Annotated in this window: 19 protein-coding genes and 1 tRNA gene; 8 read left to right on the top strand and 12 right to left on the bottom strand. The window is 62.3% G+C overall.

The genetic code is table 11. The features are described 5' to 3' along the window. Positions 1 to 1,543 (top strand): LamG-like jellyroll fold domain-containing protein (locus tag RA20_RS24650; RefSeq protein ID WP_342586150.1); only part of this gene is annotated, 1,543 nt, incomplete at its 5' end. 70 nt (positions 1,544 to 1,613) lie between these two features. Here RA20_RS24650 and RA20_RS11065 read toward each other — a convergent pair. Next, entirely contained in the window at positions 1,614 to 3,137 is a 1,524-nt protein-coding gene (locus RA20_RS11065; protein ID WP_206540107.1) for an HAL/PAL/TAL family ammonia-lyase, read from the bottom strand. A 257-nt stretch (positions 3,138 to 3,394) separates the two neighbouring features. On the opposite strand from RA20_RS11065, the gene RA20_RS11060 reads away from it, so the two are divergent. Beyond that, the gene (locus RA20_RS11060; RefSeq protein ID WP_039128229.1) at positions 3,395 to 4,099 is read left to right on the top strand and encodes a UTRA domain-containing protein; all 705 of its coding nucleotides are present in this window, start codon (positions 3,395 to 3,397) and stop codon (positions 4,097 to 4,099) included. A 29-nt stretch (positions 4,100 to 4,128) separates the two neighbouring features. Further along, a complete protein-coding gene (locus RA20_RS11055; RefSeq protein WP_052248960.1) occupies positions 4,129 to 5,073 on the top strand; it encodes a LysR family transcriptional regulator in 945 nt (314 codons plus the stop codon). A 28-nt stretch (positions 5,074 to 5,101) separates the two neighbouring features. Here RA20_RS11055 and glmS read toward each other — a convergent pair whose 3' ends face one another. The 4 genes from glmS to RA20_RS11035 all read right to left on the bottom strand — a co-directional run bounded on the left by glmS (position 5,102) and on the right by RA20_RS11035 (position 11,198). Then, complete coding sequence (gene glmS, locus RA20_RS11050; RefSeq protein WP_052248959.1) at positions 5,102 to 5,623, bottom strand: methylaspartate mutase subunit S; 522 nt, start codon at positions 5,621 to 5,623, stop codon at positions 5,102 to 5,104. A 271-nt stretch (positions 5,624 to 5,894) separates the two neighbouring features. Beyond that, on the bottom strand, positions 5,895 to 8,396 hold the full coding sequence (locus RA20_RS11045) for a Hint domain-containing protein (protein ID WP_039128226.1): 2,502 nt from the start codon (positions 8,394 to 8,396) through the stop codon (positions 5,895 to 5,897). A gap of 266 nt (positions 8,397 to 8,662) precedes the next feature. Next, positions 8,663 to 10,189, bottom strand: a complete 1,527-nt coding sequence (locus tag RA20_RS11040; protein ID WP_206540106.1) for an aromatic amino acid lyase — start codon at positions 10,187 to 10,189, stop codon at positions 8,663 to 8,665. A gap of 1 nt (position 10,190) precedes the next feature. Beyond that, positions 10,191 to 11,198: an ornithine cyclodeaminase family protein gene (locus RA20_RS11035; RefSeq protein WP_039128242.1), complete on the bottom strand. Its 1,008-nt coding sequence runs from the start codon at positions 11,196 to 11,198 to the stop codon at positions 10,191 to 10,193. 106 nt (positions 11,199 to 11,304) lie between these two features. Here RA20_RS11035 and RA20_RS11030 point away from each other — a divergent pair, with 106 nt between their 5' ends. Further along, the gene (locus tag RA20_RS11030) at positions 11,305 to 12,231 is read left to right on the top strand and encodes a LysR family transcriptional regulator (protein ID WP_039128217.1); all 927 of its coding nucleotides are present in this window, start codon (positions 11,305 to 11,307) and stop codon (positions 12,229 to 12,231) included. An 85-nt stretch (positions 12,232 to 12,316) separates the two neighbouring features. Here RA20_RS11030 and RA20_RS11025 read toward each other — a convergent pair whose 3' ends face one another. The 7 genes from RA20_RS11025 to RA20_RS10995 all read right to left on the bottom strand — a co-directional run bounded on the left by RA20_RS11025 (position 12,317) and on the right by RA20_RS10995 (position 18,590). Further along, entirely contained in the window at positions 12,317 to 13,621 is a 1,305-nt protein-coding gene (locus RA20_RS11025) for a Coenzyme F420 hydrogenase/dehydrogenase, beta subunit C-terminal domain (protein ID WP_052248958.1), read from the bottom strand. Positions 13,622 to 14,046: 425 nt separating this feature from the next. Next, positions 14,047 to 14,124, bottom strand: a tRNA-Arg gene (locus RA20_RS11020). A gap of 193 nt (positions 14,125 to 14,317) precedes the next feature. Further along, the gene (locus RA20_RS11015) at positions 14,318 to 14,794 is read right to left on the bottom strand and encodes a GNAT family N-acetyltransferase (RefSeq protein ID WP_039128214.1); all 477 of its coding nucleotides are present in this window, start codon (positions 14,792 to 14,794) and stop codon (positions 14,318 to 14,320) included. Positions 14,795 to 15,001: 207 nt separating this feature from the next. After that, on the bottom strand, positions 15,002 to 15,760 hold the full coding sequence (locus tag RA20_RS11010; protein WP_039128212.1) for an iron ABC transporter ATP-binding protein: 759 nt from the start codon (positions 15,758 to 15,760) through the stop codon (positions 15,002 to 15,004). Further along, positions 15,757 to 16,701, bottom strand: coding sequence for an iron chelate uptake ABC transporter family permease subunit (locus RA20_RS11005; RefSeq protein WP_039128209.1), 945 nt, complete (start codon positions 16,699 to 16,701; stop codon positions 15,757 to 15,759). The genes RA20_RS11010 and RA20_RS11005 overlap by 4 nt, the downstream gene beginning before the upstream one ends. Next, the gene (locus RA20_RS11000; RefSeq protein ID WP_052248957.1) at positions 16,694 to 17,686 is read right to left on the bottom strand and encodes an ABC transporter permease; all 993 of its coding nucleotides are present in this window, start codon (positions 17,684 to 17,686) and stop codon (positions 16,694 to 16,696) included. The genes RA20_RS11005 and RA20_RS11000 overlap by 8 nt, the downstream gene beginning before the upstream one ends. Beyond that, on the bottom strand, positions 17,679 to 18,590 hold the full coding sequence (locus tag RA20_RS10995) for a siderophore ABC transporter substrate-binding protein (protein WP_039128206.1): 912 nt from the start codon (positions 18,588 to 18,590) through the stop codon (positions 17,679 to 17,681). The genes RA20_RS11000 and RA20_RS10995 overlap by 8 nt, the downstream gene beginning before the upstream one ends. A gap of 364 nt (positions 18,591 to 18,954) precedes the next feature. On the opposite strand from RA20_RS10995, the gene speA reads away from it, so the two are divergent. The 4 genes from speA (at position 18,955) to speB (ending at position 24,310) form a co-directional block, all read left to right on the top strand. Beyond that, complete coding sequence (gene speA, locus RA20_RS10990; RefSeq protein ID WP_039128204.1) at positions 18,955 to 20,844, top strand: biosynthetic arginine decarboxylase; 1,890 nt, start codon at positions 18,955 to 18,957, stop codon at positions 20,842 to 20,844. 71 nt (positions 20,845 to 20,915) lie between these two features. Next, on the top strand, positions 20,916 to 22,127 hold the full coding sequence (locus tag RA20_RS10985) for a saccharopine dehydrogenase family protein (protein ID WP_039128201.1): 1,212 nt from the start codon (positions 20,916 to 20,918) through the stop codon (positions 22,125 to 22,127). A gap of 138 nt (positions 22,128 to 22,265) precedes the next feature. After that, on the top strand, positions 22,266 to 23,438 hold the full coding sequence (locus RA20_RS10980; protein WP_039128200.1) for a carboxynorspermidine decarboxylase: 1,173 nt from the start codon (positions 22,266 to 22,268) through the stop codon (positions 23,436 to 23,438). Continuing rightward, entirely contained in the window at positions 23,435 to 24,310 is an 876-nt protein-coding gene (speB, locus tag RA20_RS10975; RefSeq protein WP_039128198.1) for an agmatinase, read from the top strand. The genes RA20_RS10980 and speB overlap by 4 nt, the downstream gene beginning before the upstream one ends. The last annotated feature ends 14 nt before the right edge of the window (positions 24,311 to 24,324 follow it).

Genomic DNA, 24,324 nt, shown 5'->3' with positions numbered 1-24,324 from the left:
GAACCGCGACGGGGTGATGGATCATTCGGTGATCGAGCTGTATTCCGACCAGGGCCGCAACGGCGGCGCCCACAACGGCGACCGGCTGGGCAGCATCACGGTCTATGGCGATCTGGTGAAGCTCTCCGACATCGAGCACACCGCTGCCCCGGCCTATGGCATCGTCCAGAGCGTCTCCGACCTGCAAGAAGCAATCCGCCCCAAGGCCGTCTCCGAAGACACCGGGCCAATCAGGGTCTCGGCCTCTGGCCTGCCCAGTGCTGCCAGTCTGGGCCTGGCAACCGGGGAAGCACCAGTGTTTGCCGCAACCGGCAGTCATAATTTTGATGCCGCAGAACGCTCTGCCTATGTCTTTGAACACAGCGACGCGCTGGCCCTATCCAGCGGCACCATTGCCTTCCGGTTCTCCGCCGGCAGCCTGTCCAGCTATCAGACCCTGATCTCCAAGGACGCGTCGGACAATGGGACCGGCGGCCACCTATCCGTTTACATCGACGAGACCGGCGAGCTGGTGGTGCGCCTGCAGGACACAGAGGAGTCCTACTACTTCGTCACCCAGAATGCGATTGTGCCGGGCAAGGACTATGATTTCTCGCTGAGCTTCGGCACCAATGGGGTTGAGGTCTACCTCAATGGCGCCAGGGTCGCCTACGATCCGGAGCTGTCTTATGACTGGACCAGCAACACAGAGGCGCTGATTGCCGGCGCCTCCGGCTGGAGCAACACGCCGGGGGAAACCGACAGAATCCACAGCTACTTCGATGGCACCATCAGCGACCTCGCCGTTTTTGACCAGGCACTGAGTGCCGCGGAGGTTTTCGGCGACACGGACCGCAGCGATTACGCCTATTTCACCGGCAAGATCGACACATTCGAGTTCAACCGGGACGGCGGCGAAATTATCGTCAGCAAAAACGGCACCTCCACCCGTCTGGATGCGGACACTGAGTTTGCCGCCTTCAATGACGTGACCGTGCGGACAATGGACATTCAGTTCGGCTCTCACAGCCGGGATGACCTGCGCGGCGGCGATGGAGCTGATGTGCTGATCGCCATGGCCGGAGGCGACAAACTGTATGGCAAGGACAATGACGACCTGCTGAAAGGCGGGCTGGGCCATGACACCCTCTATGGCGGAGACGGCCGGGACTACCTGTACGGCCAGTCCAGCAACGACGTGCTGGTAGGCGGCAACGGCAAGGATACCCTCTATGGCGGCAGCGGCCATGACACGCTTTACGGCGAGGATGGCAATGACTGGCTGTACGGCGGGCACGGCGACGACCGGCTTTATGGCAATACCTGGAGGGACTCCGGCAAGGATGGCAAGGACCGCGCGGTGTTTGACGGCAACTTCGAGGATTTCACCTTCGAGACCTATACCTATTATGACTCCAACCGGGGAACCGACATCACCAGGCTGACGGTAACCGATGCTGCCAGCGGCGGTGCCGACGGGTTCTATGAAGGCAGCGACCAGCTGCTGGATATCGACCTGCTGGTCTTTGCCGACCAGACCGTCGCCTTCAACGATCTGATCTGATCCGCCGGAGGAGCCTGCCTGTCCCCGGAGCTGCGCGGCTCCGGGGGCATGATGCCGGCAGGTCCGCAGCCTAGCAAGCGGGCCGGCCCTGAGACAGCATCGCGCTGACACACTCCATATCCTGGCTCAGGGGGCGGTCGTCGGCGTAGAGGGGCACCACGTCCCGGACCGCCTGGTAAATCCTGCGCAGCCGCTGCGAACCGCAGGGTTTACGGGCCAAATCCCGCGCCTGGGCACCGCAGAGGAGTTCGATGGCAAGGATCATTCGTGTGTTGCGAATGATGCGCAGCGATTTCTCTGCCGCAGGGGTGGCATGGGTCAGCATGTCCTCCTGCAGCGCCGAAGTGATGCCCCCGGCCAGCGAGGCCGGAAAGGCCAGCATCCGGTTTTCGCCCTTAAGCCCTGCTGCGGTGTATTGCGCAATCATGAAGCCCGAGCCGCGTCCGGCTTCGGCCCCCAAAAAGGCAGGCAAACCGCTAACCAGCGGGTTGACCAGCCGGTCGACCCTGCGTTCGGCAATGGCGCCCAGCTGAGCCGCAATCATCGCCAGACGGTCGCCGGCAAAGCCAACAGACGCGCCAACGGCATTGGCCTGGCTGTAAACCTCGGGGGCGTCGGGTGTTCCGGCCACGGCGGGGTTGTCGGAGACATAGCGCAGCTCCTGCGTCAGGATCTCGCCGATCTGATCCAGCTCATCGCGGATGGCCCCGTGAACCTGCGGAATGGCGCGCAGACTGAGGGGATCCTGGGTGCTGAAACTGCCGGCATCCGGGGCATTCATCCCTTCCAGCCAGCGCTGCATGCTCTCAGCCGTGCCGCGCACGCCGGGGGTGTCGCGGAACGTCTGGCTGCTGCCATGGAACGTCATTTCCTGGCGTGCCAGCACCTCATAGGTGAAGGCCCCCGCCGCGTCGCCCCACTCCACCAGATCGCGGAGCCTGGCGTGGGCCAGCACCGCCAGCCCGGTGCCGCAAACCGTGCCGTTGACAAGGCTCAGCCCCTCCTTGGCGCCGGGCACCAGCGGCTGGCGTCCAAGGCGCCGTAGTGCCTCTGCTCCGGACATCCGCTCTTCGCCCTGCAGCGCCTCGCCAGCACCGATCAGCACCAGCCCGATCGCGGCAGTATGTGTCAGATAGCCAACCGATCCGCGCGACGGCACCACTGGTGTCACCCCGGCGTTGAGCAGCGCCAGCAGGGTCTCGACTGCCTCCCAGGAGATGCCGGATCTGCCAAGCGCAAAGTTATTGATCTGGGTTGCCATTATGGCCCGGACGCCTTCGCTCTCCAAAGGCTCGCCGACTCCGCAGGCATGACTGAACAGGATGTTTCGCGACAGCGCCGACTGATCCTCGGGGCTGATGATCACATCGCACAGGGCGCCAACACCGGTGTTGATGCCATAGCCGCGTATGCTGCCGGCCACCAGGCCTTCGACAATTCGGCGGGCATAGCGGATGCGCTGAACTGCGGCCTCAGACAATTGCAGTTCGGCTCCGCGGGCAACCGCGACAACTTGCTCTGGAGACAGCGGCTGATCTAGCAGCACCGGTTCCGGCAAGGGCTGGCCAGGCGCAACCGAGGGATCAAGCGGCATTTGAAAACTCCCGATTCAAGCAGAAAGATGGAGGGTGCCGAACAGGGCCGAAGCGTTTCCTTCAGAACTGTTCAGTTCTGTCTAGTACATTTGTAATCCGCTATTGTCTACACAAAATTTCACACCATCAGCCCCCTGCACCCACCAACAGGAGACCCGTTCAGCTGCTATTTTCCGTTGCAGATGCGGGTTTCCTGCCGGGCCGTTATGTGTATATTTAACCCTAATAAAATATTTTAATCAGGCTGAGAGGCAGCATGGCAGCACCGCGCGCAAACATGAGCTACCGGGACATCAAGCAGGTCGTGCTCGACCGGATACAAACCCGGATCTGGGCGCCGGACAGCCTGCTGCCAAGCGAGACCGAACTGGCCGAGGAGTTCTCCAGCACCCGCACCACGGTGAACAGGGCGCTGCGGGAGCTGGCTGAGGAAGGCTTTCTGGAGCGCAAGCGCAAGGCCGGCACCCGCGTTTTGAACTCCCCTGTCCGAAAGGCGCAGTTCTCAATCCCGCTGGTCCGCGACGAAATTGCCGAAACCGGCGCCGTTTACCGCTATGCCCTGGTGGAGCGCGAGCTGCTGGCTGCACCCGCCTGGCTCTCAGCCCGTCTTGATCTGCCGCAGGAGCAGCAAGTGCTGCATGTCAGATGCATGCATTATGCGGACAATGCACCGTTTCAATACGAGGTCCGATGGGTGATCCCGGACAGCATTCCCGAGGTTCTGGACGCGGATTTCTCACAGTCCGGCCCCAATGATTGGCTGGTGCAGAAAGTGCCGTTCACCAATCTGGAGCTGAGCTTTATGGCAACCAAGGCAGATCAGACCGTGGGAGAATTTCTGGACACTCCCGCAGGCGATCCGGTGTTTACTGCCGAGCGGATCACCTGGCTGCGCGGCCAGCCGGTGACGCTGGCCAAGCTGTTTTTTGCTCCGGGCTATAAAATGACCACGCATCTGTAACCCCGCACCCTCAGGATCCGAGCCCCGCCATGCCCGAACCCGCCTCCGGTATAACCATCCGGCAGCTGCAAATCTTTCTGACAGCGCTGGAACACCAGAGCTTTGTCCAGGCGGCGGAGCATCTGGGCATGTCCCCGCCCGCGGTCTCCATGCAGATGAGCAAGCTGGGCGAAGCCCTGGGGGTGAAACTGTTCGTAAAGGAAGGCCGCAGTATCCGGCCGACCGAAGCGGCACACCAGTTGCAGCCTTTTGCCGAAACCATCCGGGCCACCCTGCACCAGGCGGCAGAGGAAATCAGCGCCCAGCAAGAGGCGCGTGACAACAGTGTGCGGGTCGCGATGGTGTCGACTTCGCGGCATTTCGGGCCGCAGCTGCTGCGGGATTTCCAATCGGCTTGGCCCGACGTCAAGGTCGAGATGCAGATCGCCAACCGCCAAGGGGTGCTGGATATGCTGGAAAGCCGCCAAGTGGATCTGGCGATCATGGGACGGACACCGCGGCGGTTCGAGGTCGACGCTTTTGCCTTTGCCAAACATCCTTATGTGCTGGTCAGCCACCCTGAGCATCCGCTGGCCCGCTCCAGCCGGATTACCCGGGCGGATCTGGCGCCGCACCGGTTTCTGGCGCGGGAGGAAGGATCCGGCACCCGTATGGTGCACGACCACTTCTTCGCCGATGCCGGGCTTGACCTGCCGAAGGCGCAGGAAATGGACAGCAACGCCAATATCAAACAGGCAGTGATGGCGGACCTCGGGCTGGCGTTTCTGTCAGCCCATACCATCGCGCTGGAACATGCGGCCGGAAAGCTGTGCGTGCTGGACGCCGAAGGCATGCCCGAAAACCGCGAATGGTACATCCTGCATCCCCGGGGCATCCGGCTGGGCCGGGCGGCGCTGCAGTTTCGCGAATTCGTGCGCCGCAAAGGGCCGCGGTTCATGCAGCGTTTCTTCGCCGGAACCCCTTTTGCGCTCTGAAGAACCGGCACAGGCGGGATTTCTGAAGTCAGCCGTACATATGGGCAAAAGCCAGGTTCAGCCCGGCGGGATTTGCCGTGTTGCGCAGCCGCGCGGGCCCGGCAATGCGCCCTTTCAGGGATCTGCGCTTGCGGCGGATGTCTTCCTTCAGCTGCTCCGCGACCAATGCCAGTGAGACCAAAGGCGGAAACACCCGGTCATAGCCCATCGCCCGGAAAGTCTGCTCAACCACGGCAAAGCCGGTGTCGCCGGCCATCAGATTGCCGCCCGCATACAAGGTGATCCCCTTCAGCCCGCTTGCCTGGCACAGGTCCCGCAGGCCGCGGCATGTCGCTTCTCCGTGCCCGTAGCTGCAGGAAATCAGGATCGCATCAGCCCCGGTTTCCCTGGCGGCAGCGACCAGCGCCTGCCGGTCCGCGCTGATCGCCGGGCCGGTGATCCGCACCCCGTTTTGCTCCAGCCGCTTACGGATGATGCTGCTGCCAAGAATGGGGCAGTCTGCGCCGCTGACGCCAAGAACTGCCTTGAATGTTTCATGCTGACCGAACATGGTCACGCCCCTTTTGCGTGGATGCGAGTGGTGTTTGTGTACGGTTGTTCGGGACGGCCGATTCATTCAATTGAATTCACTTGTATACCGTAATTGATAAGTGAAATTTACCTGTTTTCGCTGAGCAGCCAGCAAAGTTAACCGGTTCCGCAACGCAGGCTTCACCCGGGCTTCCTGTCCGGGGTCAAAGTTCCTAAGGCTGGGCAGCTGATCTTTCTGCGGCTGGGAGCCTCCCCGCAGCGGCGGAGAAACCCGTTCCGGAATTATGCGGTCAAGCAGCGCGCAGAAATTGCAGATCGCGCCGCCTGAGCGGGTTGCGGGCAAGGCCTCCGTAGGCTTTGCGGACATGCAGCCGCCCGTCCTCGCCGGACAAGCCATGGACGGCTGCCAGTTCTGGAAACAGCGCCAGCAGTTCGCGCCTGCCCTCGGCACATAGGCCGCGGACCGCTTCAGGTCCCGGCCAGAAGGTTTCGGTCGCAATGCCTTCCGCAAAAATCACTTCGTGCCGCTCTGTCATCAGATGCACATAGGTGACCGGCGCTGCAGCGCTGATTTGCTGGGTGCAGCTGCGGTCGATTTCCGCCAGCAGTTTTGCGGAAAGGAAGCTCTCGCCAAAGCCGGTGTCCTGCCCAAAGGTCCGGCGGCCGGCAAGCAAGCGGTGCTGCGGAGACAGAAGCATTGGCCGCTCAGGAGACAGCAAGCCGCCCGGACGAAGGCAAAAAGGTCTCAGGTGCGGGTTCTGCTCGAGTTCTGCTGCGTTCAGGGTGCGTGTGCCAACCCAGATCACCGGCTGGTAGCCGTTGTCCGCGGTTTGCACCATATCTCCGACCCGGATCTGCCCTGCGGGGACCGCGCCGCGTTTAGTCGCAAGCAGCACGCCCGGTGTGAAACAGGGAATGCCCGCTGCATACAGCTGCGGACCGCTTGAGATCTGGGATGGGGCCACGCCCTCAAGAACCAGCTGTTCCCCGCTGGGGAAAGACAGCAGGGCGTTGCCTGAACCGTCATCGGTCACGGAAACATCCCAGGCCCGAACCGCACCAAGCGGCCCGGTGCCGCCTGTCAGGGCCGAGACGTCCAGCTGGTCGTTATAGAAACCGTCGTTGTCATCGTCAGCAATGCTGAAGTCGCTGACAGTGTCGATGCCGCCGGATCCGGTCAGGACCAGTTCGTCATAGCCGCTGCCGCTGGTGATATAGTCATTGCCGGCACCGAAGGTGACTGTGTCATCACCCGCCCCCGCATCGATGACCACCCCGGCGCTGTCGCTTGCCGCATCCACAACATCGGCCTGATCCGTCAGTTTCAGGATTTCGATCTCGGAGAACGAAATGGTGTCCGTGCCATCGGTGATCGTGCCGGCCTCGTCTCCCGAATAGGTGACGGTCAGCCCCGAAGTAACAGACGTCAGGTCAACCGCATCGTTGTCGGTTCCAGCCTCGCCGCCCTCCAGAGTGTCATTGCCGAAGCCGTCGGACATCAGGAAAATATCCTGATCGGCCTCGCCAAACATCAGGTCTGCATCCGCACCGCCGATCAGCAGGTCATCGTCGTTGCCGCCGTAAAGCGTGTCATTGCCCGCGCCGCCATCCAGGGTGTCGTTGCCGTCGGTGGCCACGATGCTGTCGTTGCCTACACCGCCGACAAGGCTGTCATCCCCAGCCGAGTTCCTGAGCGTGTCATCGCCTTCGCCGCCGATCAGGGTGTCGTTGCCAAGGCCCGTGGTCAGGCTGTCATTGCCGGCCCCGCCTTCGATGTAGTCATCGCCGTCTCCGCCTGCGATGGTATCGCCGCCCTCGCCGCCGATCAGCGTGTCAGCGCCCTCGCCGCCTTCCATAAGGTCGTCGCCGTCGCCGCCTTCCATGCTGTCGTCGCCGGCCTCGCCGTACAGGGCGTCATCCCCGCCCTGGCCATAGACCACATCGTTGCCTTCTCCGGCCAGAACGGTATCCGCCCCCTGCTCGATAGGCGTTACCACCGGATCGTCGATCATGCTTCCGGAAAGGGTGAACCCGGCCAGGCCATCACGCGTCTGCAAGGTGAACTCGATCGAGGACCGGTCTTCAAACCCGGCCGAGAACCAGGCGTCCTGATCCGTGTAGTCGTTCAGTTCGGACCCGGTGGCGGTCACCATTCCTCCGTCGACCTGGGTGCTCAGGGAGGTATCCGCCGCCACTCCGAAAGACGTGAAGCTGTTGCCATCGATGATCACCGCTTCGGCATCGCCATAGCCGCTGTTGTCATCGACGTCGTTAAACGTGGCGGTGGAGTTCAGAAAGACGGGCTCGCCTGTGTCCGGATCATAGAATTCCAGCCGGAATGTCGCCTGGTCGCCCGGCTGATCGCCGTCCAGCAGGATTTCCGCCCCCGCGGTGTAGCCGAACTCCACCGACATATCCGGATTGGATTTCTCCACCAGCACCAGCCTGCCCCAGACTTTGGTGCCGTCGTCCAGAGTCGCGATGTCGCTGAAGACAGCGTAATTGCCAGCGGTTCCGGTCGAACCGTCGTGGGAGATGCTTTGGATGTTGTTGATGTCCAGCACCAGCGGCGAGGCGTCCAGACCCTGCTCGAAGCCGTCGCCCATGTCGCCGTAGACCGTGTCATTTCCCGCGCCGGCCTCAATAACGTCGTTGCCCTCTTCACCGGCAACAGTATCCTCCCCCGCTCCGGCGTCGATGGTGTCGTCGCCAGTGGTGCCGTCCAGTTTGTCATCGCCTTCGGTGCCGGTCTTGGAGGCCACGAGGTCATTAACCCAATCCGGTGTTGCCATGCGCTGTTTCCGACTTTCATTCTGGCGCTGGTAAATGCGCGTAAACAAATTGCCGCCTGCCTGCCCGGCTGGCAGAGACTGCCTGCGGCCCGGAACCAATACGCGATCATCAATAAAGAAACGTGAACGCACAGCAGATTACCTGCGTCTGCCAGGGTCCTTTTGCTGCACCGCAGCTTTGCCTGCCACGTGCTAGAAACAGCATGGCTTCAAGGCGCTCTGCAGCACTGGATGACGGCGTTCAGCAATCTGAGCGCTGGGGCTGATCAGGAAGTGGCGTCAGCTGGCCCAGGACCCGCAGCGAAGCGGTTTTGCGCCACGGCCTCCGCAAGCTGCTCAATATCCTCTCCCAGCGGCCGGTCTTCGGTCAGCGCGGGCGAGATCTTGCGGATATGCGCACAGGCATCAGACAGGAAACAGCCCAGTGAACCGGCGTCCCCGCGCAGCTCCACCGCCTGGCAGGCCGCCAGCAGCTCGATTGCAGTAAGCCGCTGCAGGTGTGCGGTAATTCTGAGCAGCGCCTTGGCAGCAGCCGGCGAACCGGTCAGGCAATCCTCGACGCCATTGGCATTGAGACTGGGCCAGATGGGCACCGGCTGAGCGGCATGGGCCAGCTCCGCCACCAGCGCCTCAGCTGCCTTCATCACAGGGGCAAAACCGTTGGAAGCACTGTCTGGCATCGCCAGGAAATTCGGCAGGCCGCTGAACTCCGGGTTCAAGAGCTTGGCCACCCGGGCCAGTTGCGCCATTGCCAGAGGCACCAGCGCCCGGTTCAGGGTTTCGATCACGCTGGTGATCTCGGCGGTGAAATAAGCGCCGCAAGAGGTCATCCCGCCGCTGTCTGCAAAGGCAACGGGGTTGTCGCTGGAGCTGTTGATTTCGACCTCCAGGCATTCCACCGCACGGGCCAGTGCCATGCCTGTTGTGCCGTGGATCTGGGCGATGTTGCGGAAGGACAGCGGATCCTGCAGCCGCCGCGCCTGGCCCGGCTCGAACAGCGCACCGCCGGCGAGGCGCCGGCGCAGGCCCTCAGCCGCCTGCAATTGCCCGGGATAAGGCTTGACCATCAGCACGCTCGGCGCCAAGGGGCCGGTATTCGCCCGGAACCCCTCCATGGACAATGCAGCGGCGGTCTGTGCCGCTTCAAAGGCGCACACAGCTTTGGAGACCGCCAATGCCGCCATGCCGCTGACCGCGCCCGCATGGTTGGCCAGCGCCAGCCCGTCACGCGGCGCCAGCGTCAGAGGGTCGATGCCCTGCGCCTGGATCATGTCTGCGCTCGGACCTGCGCGCCCCCTGGCATCGCGCATCCGCCCCTCGCCCACCAGTGCCAGGCCGACGGTGGCATTCAGAACAAGGTCCGCCGCACCGATCGAACCAATCTGCCCGGCCACCGGTGTAAGGCCCGCGTTCAGGCAGGCCGCAATATGCTGTGCCACTTCGGGCCGCGCAGCACTGTGCCCCTTGAGCATCGTATTCAGCCGCACAATCAGCCCGGCCCGCACAACTTCCGGTGCTTCTTCCGGACCGATCGCATGGGCCCGGCCGCGCAGGGTTTGCAGCGAAAACTCCGCAAGCGCCCAGGCGCTGAGCACTTCGGTGGCCCGTGCCCCAAGCCCGGTGGTCACCCCGTAGACCGGCACCTTGTCGCGGATCATCCGGCCAACCAGCGCATGGGATCGGGCCATGGCCTGCAGCCCCGCGGGATCAAGTTCGACGGGCAGCGACTGCAGGGCGGCCTGGCTTAGCGCCGCAACCGTCAGAGAGCTGCCATCCAGCCGCAGGGCCTGCACCTCATGCATCCCGGTACAGCAGGTTCTGGACGATGCCCATTTCCCGGGCCTTGTCCAGAATGCGGGCGCCCAGAGCAATATCGCCGGTCGACATACCGCGGTGCCAGAACAGGATGGTTTCCTCGTCTGTTTCGCGGCCCGGCTTCAGCCCGGCTGCGATTTCGCCGATCTCGGCATAAAAGCTCTGTTCGCTGATCAGCCCGGCATCGATATGCGGCCTGAGCGCCCCCAGATGCCCCGCCCGCATTTGCCCCAGGTCATCCATCACAAATTTGTCGAAGCCTTCGGTGAAATCCAGCGGCAGCGCGCTCATGGTGCCATACGGCACAACAAAGGCGCCTTTTTTCACCCAGGAACGGTCAAACATCGGCGTTGGCTGGTTGAGGCGGGTGGCCTCGATCAGGATGTCGGCGCCCTCCAGGCAGCTCTGCCAGTCTTCTGTGACGATGACTTTCTTGCCAAGATCCCGGCTCAGGCGTTCGCCGAAGGCATCGCGGCTTTCCGGGCGGCGGGAATGCACCCGGATCTCCTCGAAATCAAACAGGTGGTCCAGCAGCCGCACATTCCAGTAAGACGTGCCGCGGGCGCCCACATGGCCCAGCACCTTGGGGTTCTTGGGCCCCAGCCATTTCGCTCCCAGCGCGGTCAGCGCGCCTGTGCGCATGTCGGTGATGCCTGCCGCGTCAATCACTGCGCGCGGCACGCCGGTGCGCGGGCAGAACAGGTTCAACAGCGCCAGTTCCGACGGCAGCCCCTGTTTGTAGTTGTCGACGAAATCCCCGACCACCTTGACCCCGGCGTAGCCAAGCGGCTCGACATAGCCGCGCAGCACGTTGAAGTGGCCGTTGAAGGCCGGATCCGGCGTCAGATGCATCCGCGGCTCGATCACAGTCTTGCCCTGGCCTGCCGCGATCAGCCCCTGCTCGATGGCGTTTAGGATATCGTCATTGGTGAGGCCCACCTGGTCGATCTCAGGCTGCCCCAGGTACTCGATTTCAATCTTTGCCATGCGCGTCATCCTTGTTTTTTGCCATCATGGCCCTTGGACGCTGGCGTTACAGACCGGAAAATGTAAGCCTTGCCTAAGTTTTTCTGATGCAGAAGGAGCCAAAGCCATGCGCCTTCCCCCGCTCAACTCTCTCAAAGCCTTTGAGGCTGCAGTGCGCCTGGGCGGCTTCACCTCTGCAGCTTCCGAGCTTGGCGTTTCGCCTGCTGCGGTCAGTATGCAAGTTCGCAAAGCCGAGGAATTTTTAGGAAAAACGCTGTTTCGCCGCACCCACAACAGCTTGCTTCTGACGGATGCGGGGCGCTCATACTACCCGGCCATTTCAGAGGCGCTGATGGGAATATCTGCGGTCACCGATCAGCTTCTGGAAAATGAAGCCCGTTCGCGCATTGCCATCAGCACAATTCAGTCTTTGGCAGAAAAATGGGTGGCTCCCGCTGTTTCCCGGTTCCGGAAACTGTATCCCGAAACCGGCATTGAACTGCGGATCGAGCCGGATCCAGTGGATCTTCTGGGCACGCCCACTGATATCCGGGTCACCTACGAGAGCCATCTGTATCCGCAGCATGCGACAGTGCCGATTTTCAAGGATGTGGCCTATCCATTCTGCACCCGGGCGTTTCATGACCAGCATATCAAGCCTGCCGGCATGGCCGCTGTGCCGGACCACCTGCTGATCCACACCGACTGGGGCGAGCAATACGCATCGCATCCGACCTGGGCGGGCTGGTACCGCGCGTCAGGCACGGCCAAGAACCCTGATGTGCGCAAAGGCCTGCGCGCCGGCGGTGCTGCGGTGGCCTTTGCCCTTGCCTCACAAGGGACCGGCATGGCTCTGGTGCCGAAAATGCTGACTGATGCGGCGCCGGACAAGTCGGGCTTCATCTTTCCGGATCCGCTGGGGCTGCCACTGCCCTATTCATATTTTGCGATCCTGCCGAAACCGGCGGCCTTGCAAAAAGCGGGGCCGCCGAAGACAGCGCAGGTCAAGGCCTTGCTGGACGAACTGGTTCGCTCAAAAGACGGGCCTGGCTGATAACCGCCCGGCGCCGAATTGGCCGGCCGGGCAGCTGGCTTGCTCACACGGCGCGCTGACTGGGGCCTGAGCGCCGGAGCTTGGTTTAGTCCTTGGGCTTGGGTGTTGGCTCCGATGCCTTGCCGATCCGCACCCGCTCCCGCGTGCCATCGCGCTGAAAGGCAGCATCTTCGGAACCCAGGTCCGCCATCAGCGCGTCCAGCCGCAGGCGGGCGGTGCGGGGCACGGTTTTGCCCTCCGCGCGCAGACCCTCGAAGCGGGCACCGGCAGCGTATTTCTTGTTGCGCTGGTGCGGCTGGACGCTGTCCATGTAGCGCGGATCCACTTCGTCGGTAACGGTCAGATAGCCTGCCTCTGCCGCCCGGCGCACTAAATCGGCACCGCGGGCGCTGCGCACCACGATGGCATTGGTGCCGGGGTCATCGTCTTCGGTTTCCGGATCTGGCGAGCCGCCAGGCCAGGTATCCGAGGCGGCGATATCGGCGGACTCGCCAATGCCGTCCGGGCAAACCTTGCAGCGGAAGGGCAGAACCCACATGCTTTCGTCCGTGCCCCAGAAATCGGTGTAGCGTTTTTCTACCACGGTACCGTCGCGCATCTCGACCCGGGTCGGGCCAGGGCAGCCGTAGCCGCGGTAGCGGAAACCGGTGACCTGTTCCGGATCCAGGCCAAGGTCCTGCTCCAGGAATCGAGACATGCCCTGTGGCGGCATGAAGCCGCCGCAAACCGGGGTCAGCATGTATTTCACCAGCTCATTCACCCGCATGTCCACCCGCGCCAGATTACGCAGCGCCGCAATGTCGCAAGGCTTGCCGACGAAGGCGAACGGGCGCCCCTTATCCAATTGCTCCAGCACATCGATGAGCGGAGCCGTGGGGCCGTAGCGCGAGCCTGCACCAGCCAGCACCGCCGCCGCGGTTTCGGAAACCGTGCGGTCGCCAAAAGTGGGCACCCTGTCTGAAGCCCTGGCATGCAGAATAAAATCAACTTCGCCGGTTTCGACCAGAAACATGCCCAGTGCCGTTAGCACGCCGCCGGTAGAGCCGGCATGGCGCACTTCGGGGTCTGCGGCATAGGCCAGCGCCATCTGCTGGTAAGCTCCCCAAACCAGATCGTGCCTGGTACCAGCATCCTGGGCGGCCTCGGGCAGGCCTTCAACACGGGTGCCAGGGCAGAGATCCATGATCCGGTCGACCGTTTCATGGCACAAATCGCCACGCACCACCGGGCGTTCGTAACCGGTCTCGACCAGCTCCATGCGGACGGTATCCGGGCCTGCCACAGACTGGCACAGACCGCAGCCGATACACATGGCGTCCTCGGTTATCCGGTTCAATCGTTCAGCCGGGGTCATTGGCTTGCTGATTTTCTGGCTGTGGGACTGGCTCACAAGTAGCCCTCCATTTCGTTCAGATTTTTATCTTGAGTGCCATTGAAGGTATGTCCAGGCGCCGGGTCGCCGGTGCCATCTGCCGACAGCGGAATCCCGGGGAACACCATTCCAGCGTCGCTGGACATCGGACCCGCGCGGTTCACGACTGGTCTTCCAGGGTGGTGCAGCCCACCCATTTCGTGCTCTTCTGCCGGCAAGCTGCGGTCCTCCATGAGTCCCAGCTCAACTCATTCCCACACCGCAATCTTGTCCAAAAGCGGCGCGAGGGCCGCGGAGATGATTTCTCCGGCAGCACGCAGTTGCAGCACAGCGGGCAACGGGGCGAACGTGAAGCGGCTTCCTGACGGAGTGCCCGTTCAAGCAGAACGGACGTTACCCAAGCCTTCTGAAAAATACTTCTGTGCGACGGTCCCGGGAAGGTTTGGCGAGCCGTGGAGGACTCGAACCCCCGACCTGAGAATTAGAAGTTCCCTGCTCTAATCCAGCTGAGCTAACGGCCCGCTCTTCCTTCGGCTATATCAGCCAATTCCCCGGCCTTGTCAACTTGGCAGAGCTGCCGGATGCCTGCCGAAAAATATTCCTCAATTTCAGTGACATCCCTGCAAGAAGCAGATTTCGGATGGCTGTTCTTGCTCCATCCGGCTGCGCTACGGGGGCCTCCCGCCTCCTGTTCAGGCCGCCGGTCTCGGGAAATCAAACCGCGCCGCGCAGGTCCAAATGCATAAACACCGACCAGGGATCTTCGCCATAGCCTTCAAAAGGGCCGCATTCGGCGAAGCCAAGCGAGCGGTACAGATTGCGCGAAGCCAGAAAATCATCGGTGGAGCCGGTTTCCAGGTAAATCCCCGCGGCACCTTCTTCGCGGGCAAGTGACAGCAGAAACTCCAGCATCGCCCTGCCCGCCCCGCTGCCGCGGGCTTCCGCCGCGGTATGCATAGATTTCAGCTCACGGGCGCCGCCGCTCAGGGCTTTCAGAGCCCCCATGGCAATTGCCCGGCCCGCCTGGCGCAGCAGGAAGAACTGCACCTCCGGCCCCTCAAGCCCGCTGCCATCCAGCGCGTGACAGCTTTCTTCGGGGGATTGCGACGCCATCTGCGACAAATGCCGCCGGATCAGAGCGGCGGCTTCCGGATCAGATGGGCTGGCAGGGCTGATTTCAAATCCAGACATAGCTGCAACTCCAGCAAAATTTGAACGCGGGCGGTCATTATGCGCCTCTTCCGCGGCTGAGCTTTGGAGCCGAACAGCCCAGTGTCAAGAGCAGCTATGCACCAATAGCGCCGGCAATCCGCAGGTGCGCAAAATTGAGGCAGCGATGCCAAACCGGCCAATGCGGTATCTCCGGCAAGCCGCGCGAAATTGGCACCGCCGCCCGCTTTAGCGATGGTATTGAGCAAACGGCCGGCCATCCGATTGGGTGATCGCCACAGGCGTTTCGTACAGGTCTGTCAGATTCGCGGCGGTAGCGGTTTCGGCCACCGGCCCCTGAAAGGCAACCTGCCCGTCCTTCAGCGCCACAACATGGTCGGACCAGCTGATGGCATAGTTCAGATCATGCACAACAATCACGATGCTTTTGCCGCGGTCTTCGGCAAGGCTGCGCAGCCGGGACATCAAATTGCGGGCGTGATGCAAATCCAGGTTGTTCAAGGGCTCATCCAAGAGCAGCCAATCGGTGTCCTGAGCAAAGGCCATGGCGATAAAGGCCCGCTGCCGCTGCCCGCCCGACAGTTCGTCCAGGAACCGCTGCCGCAGGGCCGAGAGCCCGAACCGCGCAATCGCGTCATCGATTGCAGCACGGTCCTCAGCTGTCAGCCGCCCCTGGCTGTGCGGCCAGCGGCCAAATCCAATCAGATCCTGGACGCGCACCCTGCTGGCAACGGTCAGATGCTGTGCAACAACGGCCATCTTCTGCGCCAGCTTCCTTGCCCCGATCTCCGAGACCTCGACACCGTCAAGTGTGATACTGCCGCTGTTTGCTGTTAGTTGCTGTGCAATCAGCTTCAGAAGCGTCGACTTGCCCGCGCCGTTGGGGCCGATCAAAGCCGTTACCCGGCCCGCAGGAATGCTGGCGGCAATGCCTTTAAGGATGGGGCTGGAAGCGATGCCGCAGCTTAGATTTGTGACTTGGATCACCGGATCTTACCTTTTGCCAGCAGGATCAGAAACAACAGCCCGCCGCAGAATTCGATGACAACAGCCAGAGTGGACTGCAGCATCAAAACGCGTTCAAAGACGGTTTGGCCTGCAACAAGAATGAGAGCAGAAATCAGCGCCGCGGCCGGCAGCAGCAAGGCATGGCGATGGGTCTGCATCAAGCTGTGCGCCAGGCTTGACACCAGCAGCCCAAGGAAGGCGAGCGGCCCGGCCAATGCGGTGGAAACCGACACCAGAGCAGCAATGATACACAGAACCGCCAGTTGCAGCCGGTCATAGGCCAGCCCCAGGCTGCGCGCCTGGCTGCGGCCAAGCGCAGCAACATCCAGCATCGCGTGATTGCGGACCAGCCACAGGGCAGCCAGCGCCATCAGCACCGAAGCCGCCGCCAGCGCTTCGCGGTCAATGCTGCCGAACTGCGCAAACATCCGGGCCTGAACCATCGAGAACTCGGACGGGTCCATCAGACGCTGGACAAAGGCGGTGACGGTTCGGAACAGAAGGCCAAGAACCACGCCGGCCAGTACCATCAGCTGTATGTCATGGCGGGTCCGCCCCAGCAGGCTGGTGAACAGGATCAGCGCCGCACCCATCATCACGGCGGCCTCAATCAGAAATCCGTTCAAGCTGGTAATCCGGCTGCTTGCGGCAGCGCCAAGACCGGCGACCAGCCCGGTTTGCAGCAGCAGGAACAGCGCGTCGAATCCCATGACGGACGGGGTCAGAATTCGGTTGTGGCTGATTGTCTGAAAGAGAACTGTTGCCACGCCGGCAGATGCACCAACGGCCAGCAGCCCGGCCAATTTGACCGCCCGCAGCTCAAGTATATAGGCGCTTGGCCCGCGCAGCCCCCAGAACAGAAACAGCGCGCCTGCTGCGGCAAGCAGAGCCGCCAGGCCAAGGATGCGGCGGTCAGGCATGGGAGCGGCGCCCCAGCAGCAGGTAAAGAAAGACTGTGGCACCGAATATGCCAAAGATAGTCCCCGCCGGGATTTCATAAGGGAAGCGCAGCACCCGCCCCAAGATATCGCAGATCAGCAGCAGGCCGGCGCCCAAAGCTGCCACCACAGGCAGGCTTTCACGCAGGTTATCCCCCATGATCCGGGAAACCAGATTGGGCACCACCAGCCCCAAAAAGGGCAGCATCCCTACAGTTACGACAACCAGTGCGGACACCAGAGAGACGGTGACAATGCCAAAAGCAAGCACCTGGCCGTACCGCAGGCCAAGGTTCATGCTGACAGTCCGGCCCAGCCCGGCAATGGTGAACTGGTCGGCCGCAAAATAGGCCAGCAGCGCCAGCCCGCCTGCCAGCCACAAAAGCTCGTACCGGCCTGCAAGAATGCCGGAAAACTCGCCGCTCATCCACACACCCAGGTACTGCAGAAGATCGGTCTGAATGGCGATGAAAGTGGCACAGGCCAGCAGCAAACCGCCATAGACAAGACCAGCCAGCGGTATCAGCAATGGCCGCTCCGGGGGAATGCGGCGAGCCAGCAGCATGAAAACCGCGGTACCGGCCAAAGCCGAGACTGAGGCCACGAGCATCTTGCCGAATACCGGCATCGACGGTGCCAGCAAAGTTGCCGCAAGCATGCCAAGCATGGCTGCTTCATTTGTTCCGGTGGTTCCCGGCTCGACAAATTTGTTCCGTACCAAGAGCTGCATGATGACACCTGCCACCGCCAAGGCGGCTCCGGTCAGCAGCACTGCAGCCGTGCGGGGAATGCGGCTGATGATCAGCACCTGCAAGGCTTGCGGATCGTTCATCAGGGCCGAAATGGTTAGCGCATTAGCCCCCACAAAAAGGCTAATCACCGCCAGCAGACACAACAGCAGGAACGCCAGGACAACACTGTTCCTGACCCGTGCCCTGCTTCCGTCCGGGCCGGCAAGGTCAGCCACCTTTCGAGAACCCGGCAAGAATTTCATCCAGCGTGACAGTCATCGATTGGATGCCGCCGCCCGCGATGTAGAGGTTGGAGGAGGTCAGGTAGATGACTTGCCCCAGACGCCAGGCCTTGGTCCCGGCCACCAGCGCGTTGTCCAGCGTGGCCGCGGCCGCCTGATTGTTTTGACCGATCGCGGATGCCCGGTCGACCACAATCAGCCAGTCGGGATCGGCCTCGGCAATAAACTCAAAGGAAACGGCCTCGCCGTGGGTCTGCGCATCGACGTTTTTCACGGTTTCCGGCAAACCCAGCGCCGTATGCAGCCAGCCGAACCGCGACCCTGCTCCATAAGCGGACACTCTGGGGCCGTTGGTCATGACAATCAGCGCACTGCCGCGCCCTGCAACGGCCGCCTGGGCCTGCTCCAGTTTGGCAAGAAAGGCAGTCTCAAGCTCCGCGGCTTTTGCCTCCCGGCCCGTCAACCGGCCATAGTCCCGCAGCCGGGTCAGCGACTGGCGGATGTGGTTCTCTCCCCAGATCGACATATCGATTGCGGGCGCGATTTCGGACAGTGCTTCAACCTGGCTCGAAGACCGGCCTCCGGCGATGATCAGATCCGGTGCCAGCATGGCAATCGCTTCGAAATCAGGTTCAAACAGCGTTCCGGCCGGAGCTGCCGTGTCCTGCAGATCCTGCAGGTAACTGACGTAGAGCTTGGACGGCACGCCGGAGACCGGTGCCTGCAGCGCATTCAGCGTGTCAGCCGCGGCCACATCCAGAACGACAAGCGTTTGCGGGATTTCCGGCAGCGCAACTCCGCCTTGGGCAGTTTCAACGGCAATGCCTTGAGCATCCGCGGTAAAAGCCAGGGCAAATACAAGTGAGGCGGCCAGCCGCAATACATTCCGATGTGCCATATTCTGTCCTGCAAAGAAGGAATTTGGCTGGCGGATCTGGCTCGCTCAAAGTCGCTAGCTGCTTACTGGCCTGCACCGCAAGAGTCCAGACACTCCATTGCCCGCTTCAGCCCCGCGCATATGTACTGCAGCGCGTACGCGAGGGCCCGCCAGTTCGCGCAGTGATTGCAAGAAAAGCACTTGATGCGCAGGAGCCCGGCTTGTAAGCAATCGGCAATCGCACGGTCCTGCACCCGGAACGGCCTAATTGCAAGCCGCCGGAGCTGCACTTCCCAGCTTGAAACACTGGAAAGAAAGATCCCGCGATGCAGCCAAGGCTTGCCTTCCTTCCCGTTGCCGGACGCATCTGCGCTGAGTGCGCCGGATGAACGCTCGGGCCGAAACCTATGAAGATCTCTACGGGCTGCATTCCTGGAGCAACGGGCTGCTGGACGTCACGCCAGACGGCGCAGCCTGTTTGCGGCTGCCGCTGCAGCCCGGTGCCCGGCCCACACCGCTGCCGCAGGTGATCGAAGCCATCGAGGCACGCGGGATCCGGGCACCGGTCCTGTTGCGGGTTCAGCAATTCCTTGAGCATTCGCTGAACCGGCTGCATGAGGCGTTCCGCGCTGCCATGGAAAGCACCGGCTATACCGGTCAGTACCGCGGCGTGTTTCCGATCAAGGTGAACCAGCAAGCTGAGGTGATCAGCCATCTGATGACTGCGGGCCAGCAGTACAACTACGGGCTGGAAGCCGGTTCCAAGCCCGAATTGCTGATCGCGCTGTCCCAGCCATTGACCGAGGACGCGCTGCTGATCTGCAACGGCTCCAAGGACGAAGACTTCATCCGGCTGGCGCTCCTGTCGCGCAAATTGGGCCTTAGGACCGTGATCGTGATCGAAACGCTGGAGGAATTCGATCTCATCCGCCGCGCGTCAGAGGACCTGAACATCCGCCCCTTGCTGGGGGTGCGGGTCAAGCTGACCGAACGGGTCACTGGGAAGTGGCAGGACAGCTCGGGCGACCGCTCGGCCTTTGGTCTGGGTGCCCATGATCTGGTGACCCTGATGGACCGGCTGCGCAGCAGCGGCTTTCTGGATTGCCTGGTTCTGCAGCACAGCCACCTGGGCAGCCAGGTTCCCGATATCATCGACATCCGCCGTGCCACCGGCGAGGCATGCCGCTTTTTCTCCGAGATCGCCCGCATGGGCGCACCGCTCACCCATTTGGATCTGGGCGGCGGACTGGGGGTGGACTACAGCGGCGCGCGGCGCCCTGATGACAATTCAGTCAACTACACCGTGGAAGAATACTGCGCCAATATTGTCGAAACCATCCGCTATGCGATGGATGAGGCGGACCTCCCCCACCCGGTGATCGTCACCGAAAGCGGCCGGTTTGTGGTAGCGCATTCCTCGATCTTTGTTTTCGAAGTGCTGGGCGCCACACTGTACGACGCAGCGCAAAGACCTGATACCCAGGCGGACGACCACCATCTGATCACAGACCTTCTTGCGGTGGAAAACTACATCGCCGCCCCCCGGTTTCAGGAAGCGCTGAATGACGCTGTCTATTACCGGGACGAGCTGCGCGCCCTGTTCCGCCGCGGGCAGATCGGGCTGGAACAGCTTTCACGCGCCGAGCAGGGTTTCCTGTATCTGGCGGGCCTCTTCAAGGCGGCTGCGCACGCGGGCCCCAGCCAGGCGGAGACCGCTGCGTCCCTGGGCGCGTTCACCGATCACTACCTGGGCAACTTCTCATTGTTCCAGTCGCTGCCCGATGTTTGGGCGATCGGCCAGCTGCACCCGGTTATGCCGCTGCAGCGTCTGAACGAACTCCCGGCCCGGCAGGCGGTCATCAGCGACATCACCTGCGACAGCGACGGCAAACTGGATCAGTTCATTCTGGCCGGCGGCACTGCCGGAGCGCTGCCGGTGCATGACCTGCTAGAGGATACCCCCTATCTGATCGGCGTTTTCTTTGTCGGCGCCTATCAGGAGACCCTCGGCGACCTGCACAACCTATTTGGCGACGCCAATGTGGTCACCATCTCGCTTGATGGCACGGGCGAGTTCAGCATCGAGCATGAGACCGAGGCCGACACCGTCGCCGAAGTGCTCTCATATGTGGAATACGATCCGCGCGCCTGCCTTGATGCCTTCCGTAAGCGGGTCGAGCTCGCGGTTACGGCAGGCAAGGCGGATGCCGCTGAACGCCGCCGGATGATTGCCGCCTACAAGGACGCCCTGGCCGGCAGCACCTACTTCGACTGAAGCCGCCCCCCGGAAAATGACCCAGGGGCAAATCGGAACGCCGGGGCGCAGCCCCGCGGAAAGGAAAATACATGGAAAAAGTTCTGGTTGTCGGCGCTGGCGGCGTCGGTTCTGTAACGGTCACCAAAATGGCCATGCACCCGGAGATCTTCAAAGAGATCACCCTGGCCAGCCGCACGGTCTCAAAGTGCGAAGACATTGCTGCCAGCGTCAAAGCACGCACCGGCGTCGCCATCCGAACCGCGCAGCTGGATGCAATGAATGTTGCCGACACGGTTGCATTGATCCGGGAAACCGGTGCCGAGCTGCTGGTGAACCTGGCGCTGCCCTACCAGGATCTGGTGCTGATGGACGCCTGCCTGGAAGCGGGTATTCACTATCTCGACACGGCCAACTACGAGCCCGAAGACGAGGCCAAGTTTGAGTACAAGTGGCAATGGGCCTATCAGGAGCGCTTCAAAGAGGCGGGCCTGACCGCGATCCTGGGGGCGGGCTTCGATCCGGGTGTCACCTCGATCATGGCCACCTGGGTGCGCAAGCACAAGCTGGACGGCATCCGGCTGATTGATATCCTGGACTGCAATGGCGGCGATAACGGCAAACCGTTCGCCACCAACTTCAACCCGGAAATCAACATCCGCGAAGTGACCGCCCCTGCCCGCCACTGGGAATCCGGCGCCTGGGTGGAAAGCCCCGCAATGACCCGCAAGCATGAGTTCGACTTCCCGGAAGTGGGAAAGAAGAACATGTACCTGATGTATCATGAAGAGCTGGAATCGCTGTCGGCCCACTTTCCGGAAATCGAGCGCGCGCGATTCTGGATGACTTTCGGGGATGCCTACATCAACCACGTCACTGTGCTGCAGAACGTCGGCATGACCGGCATCGAGCCGGTGATGCACAACGGCCAGGAAATCATCCCGCTGCAATTCCTGAAAACCGTTCTGCCGGACCCGTCGGAACTGGGTGAGCTGACCAAGGGCAAGACCTGCATCGGCGACATCATCACCGGCCCGGCCAAGGACGGCAGCGCAGAGAAGACCTATTACATCTACAACATCTGCGACCACGAGGAATGCTATGCCGAGGTCGGCAGCCAGGCGGTGGCCTATACCACCGGCGTGCCGGCGATGATCGGGGCCGCGATGGTGATGCATGGGATTTGGCGCGAACCGGGTGTGTGGAACACCGAACAGCTGGATCCGGATGCCTTCATGGAAATGCTGAACAGCGATGGCCTGCCGTGGCAGATGGTCGAGCTGGACGGCCACCCGGAGTTCTGACCGGCCAGGCCCCAACAATCGGGTTGAACGCCACGCGTTCGCCCGGGTGGGCGCGGAACGCGCCCGCCGTGGGGCGGGCGGACGCGTGCCCGTCACGATGTGACGGGCATTTTCCCCATTTCAAAGCCTAGTGACCCCATGGACATCAAAGCTCTCTCCACCCAAAGCTTCGCTAAATTCGACCTGCACCGTGTGCCCTCGCCCTGTTTTGTGGTGGATGAGGCCGCGGTGGAGCGCAACCTCACGATCCTGAAACAGGTCGCGGATGCCTCCGGTGCCAATGTGCTTTTGGCGCTCAAGGCGTTTTCGATGTTTGCCGTTGCCCCCCTGGTGCGGCGCTACCTGTCCGGCACCTGCGCCTCCGGCCTTTACGAGGCGCGGCTGGCACGCGAGGAATTCGGCGGCGAGGTCACCACTTATTCGGCCGGCTTCAAGGCCGAAGACCTGCCCGACATTATCCGCCTGTCGGATCACCTGATCTTCAATTCCCCGGCCCAGCACCGCCGCTTTGCGCCGCTAATCGCAGAGGCCCGCGCGGGTGGCGAGACCATCTCCATCGGCCTGCGCGTGAACCCGGAGCGTTCCGAAGGCTGGAACGAGAAATACGACCCCACTGCCCCCTGCTCACGCCTCGGCACGCCGGTATCCCAGCTGTCAGAACAGGACTGGGACGGCGTCGAGGGCCTGCACATGCACACGCTCTGCGAACAGCTGTTCGAGCCGCTCCAGCGCACCTTCGCCGCGCTGGAGGAGAAGATGGGCGGCCGCCTCAAACAGCTGAAATGGATCAACCTTGGCGGCGGCCACCATATCACCATGCCCGACTATGACCGCGACGGGCTGATCTCCCTGATCCGCCACATCCGCGAAACCTACGATGTTGAGGTCTTTGTCGAGCCGGGCGAGGCCGTGGCGCTGCATTCCGGTATTCTGGTGGGCGAGATTCTGGACGTCGCCGAAAACGCCATGCCGCTGGCGATCACCGATATCTCCGCCACATGCCACATGCCCGACGTGATCGAGGCCCCCTACCGCCCGGACTTATTGGGCGAAATCTCAGACGTGCCGCCGCACCGGCTGGGCGGGCCGTCATGCCTGGCTGGCGATGTGATCGGTGACTACGGTTTTGCCAAACCGCCGCAGCCCGGCGACCGCATCGCCTTCCTTGACCAGTCGCACTACTCAATGGTCAAGACCAACACCTTCAACGGTGTTCCCCTGCCTGCGATTGCCCTGTGGAACTCCGATACCGATGTGCTGCAACTGCTGCGCACCCCCTCCTATGACGATTTCAAGGACCGCCTGTCATGACCTGCTTCCTCGAAGGTGAACTGAGTGCCTCTGAACGAGATCCCGCCACCGCCCGCTTCCGGGTGATCCCAGTGCCGCTGGAACGCACTGTGTCGTATGGCGGAGGCACCGGCAGCGGTCCGGACGCCATCCTTGAGGCCAGCACCGAACTGGAACGCCTGTTCCGGGGCAAGGAACCCTGTGCTGCGGGCATCGCCACAGAGGCACCCGTTGATTGCTCCGGCCCCCTGCCCGAAGTGATGGAGCGTATCGCCGCCCGCACCGGGGCCGCCGTGGCGGCGGGCGCCGTGCCGGTCACACTGGGCGGTGAACATGCGCTCAGCTATGGCGCCGTGCACGGTGTGGCGCGGGCCTTGGGGCGGCCTGTCGGTATTGTCCAGATCGACGCCCATGCAGACCTCCGCAAGGCCTATCAGGGCGAGCGCCATTCCCACGCGTCGGTGATGCAGCTTTTGGCCGGGGAAGATGGTTTCCGCCTCGCGCAATACGGCGTCCGCGCGCTCTGCCAGGAGGAAGCGGACCGCCGCACCGCCTGCAAAGTGATCTCCATTGACGCCGAGGAGCTGGTGACCGGAAACATCCAATCCGTCACCCTGCCGGCAGACTTCCCACAGGACATTTATGTCAGCTTTGATGTCGACGGGCTTGATCCCGCGATCCTGCCCGCCACCGGCACCCCTGTACCCGGCGGCCTGGGTTACTACCAAGCGCTCGGCATCGTCCAATCTGCGCTTGCAGGCCGCAATCTGGCAGGCTTCGACGTAGTTGAACTTGCACCTGACACGGGCAGCCGGATGTCCGATTTCACCACTGCGCAGATCACCTATGCGCTAATGTCTTTCGCTGCAGAAAAAGCAAAAATGCAACATTAACATATTAACGGAAA

The sequence above is a fragment of the Leisingera sp. ANG-Vp genome (genome assembly GCF_000813725.1).
Taxonomy (GTDB): Bacteria; Pseudomonadota; Alphaproteobacteria; order Rhodobacterales; family Rhodobacteraceae; genus Leisingera.
The sequence above is the reverse complement of the archived record's forward strand: the minus strand, read 5'-3'. Positions and strand labels throughout refer to the sequence as shown.

Coding starts and splice junctions, on each gene's coding strand:
- RA20_RS11065 (WP_206540107.1), bottom strand. CDS start 3,137: ATGCCGCTTGATCCCTCGGTTGCGCCTGGCCAGCCCTTGCCGGAACCG.
- RA20_RS11060 (WP_039128229.1), top strand. CDS start 3,395: ATGGCAGCACCGCGCGCAAACATGAGCTACCGGGACATCAAGCAGGTC.
- RA20_RS11055 (WP_052248960.1), top strand. CDS start 4,129: ATGCCCGAACCCGCCTCCGGTATAACCATCCGGCAGCTGCAAATCTTT.
- glmS (WP_052248959.1), bottom strand. CDS start 5,623: ATGTTCGGTCAGCATGAAACATTCAAGGCAGTTCTTGGCGTCAGCGGC.
- RA20_RS11045 (WP_039128226.1), bottom strand. CDS start 8,396: ATGGCAACACCGGATTGGGTTAATGACCTCGTGGCCTCCAAGACCGGC.
- RA20_RS11035 (WP_039128242.1), bottom strand. CDS start 11,198: ATGGCAAAGATTGAAATCGAGTACCTGGGGCAGCCTGAGATCGACCAG.
- RA20_RS11030 (WP_039128217.1), top strand. CDS start 11,305: ATGCGCCTTCCCCCGCTCAACTCTCTCAAAGCCTTTGAGGCTGCAGTG.
- RA20_RS11015 (WP_039128214.1), bottom strand. CDS start 14,794: ATGTCTGGATTTGAAATCAGCCCTGCCAGCCCATCTGATCCGGAAGCC.
- RA20_RS11005 (WP_039128209.1), bottom strand. CDS start 16,701: ATGCCTGACCGCCGCATCCTTGGCCTGGCGGCTCTGCTTGCCGCAGCA.
- RA20_RS10995 (WP_039128206.1), bottom strand. CDS start 18,590: ATGGCACATCGGAATGTATTGCGGCTGGCCGCCTCACTTGTATTTGCC.
- speA (WP_039128204.1), top strand. CDS start 18,955: ATGAACGCTCGGGCCGAAACCTATGAAGATCTCTACGGGCTGCATTCC.
- RA20_RS10985 (WP_039128201.1), top strand. CDS start 20,916: ATGGAAAAAGTTCTGGTTGTCGGCGCTGGCGGCGTCGGTTCTGTAACG.
- RA20_RS10980 (WP_039128200.1), top strand. CDS start 22,266: ATGGACATCAAAGCTCTCTCCACCCAAAGCTTCGCTAAATTCGACCTG.
- speB (WP_039128198.1), top strand. CDS start 23,435: ATGACCTGCTTCCTCGAAGGTGAACTGAGTGCCTCTGAACGAGATCCC.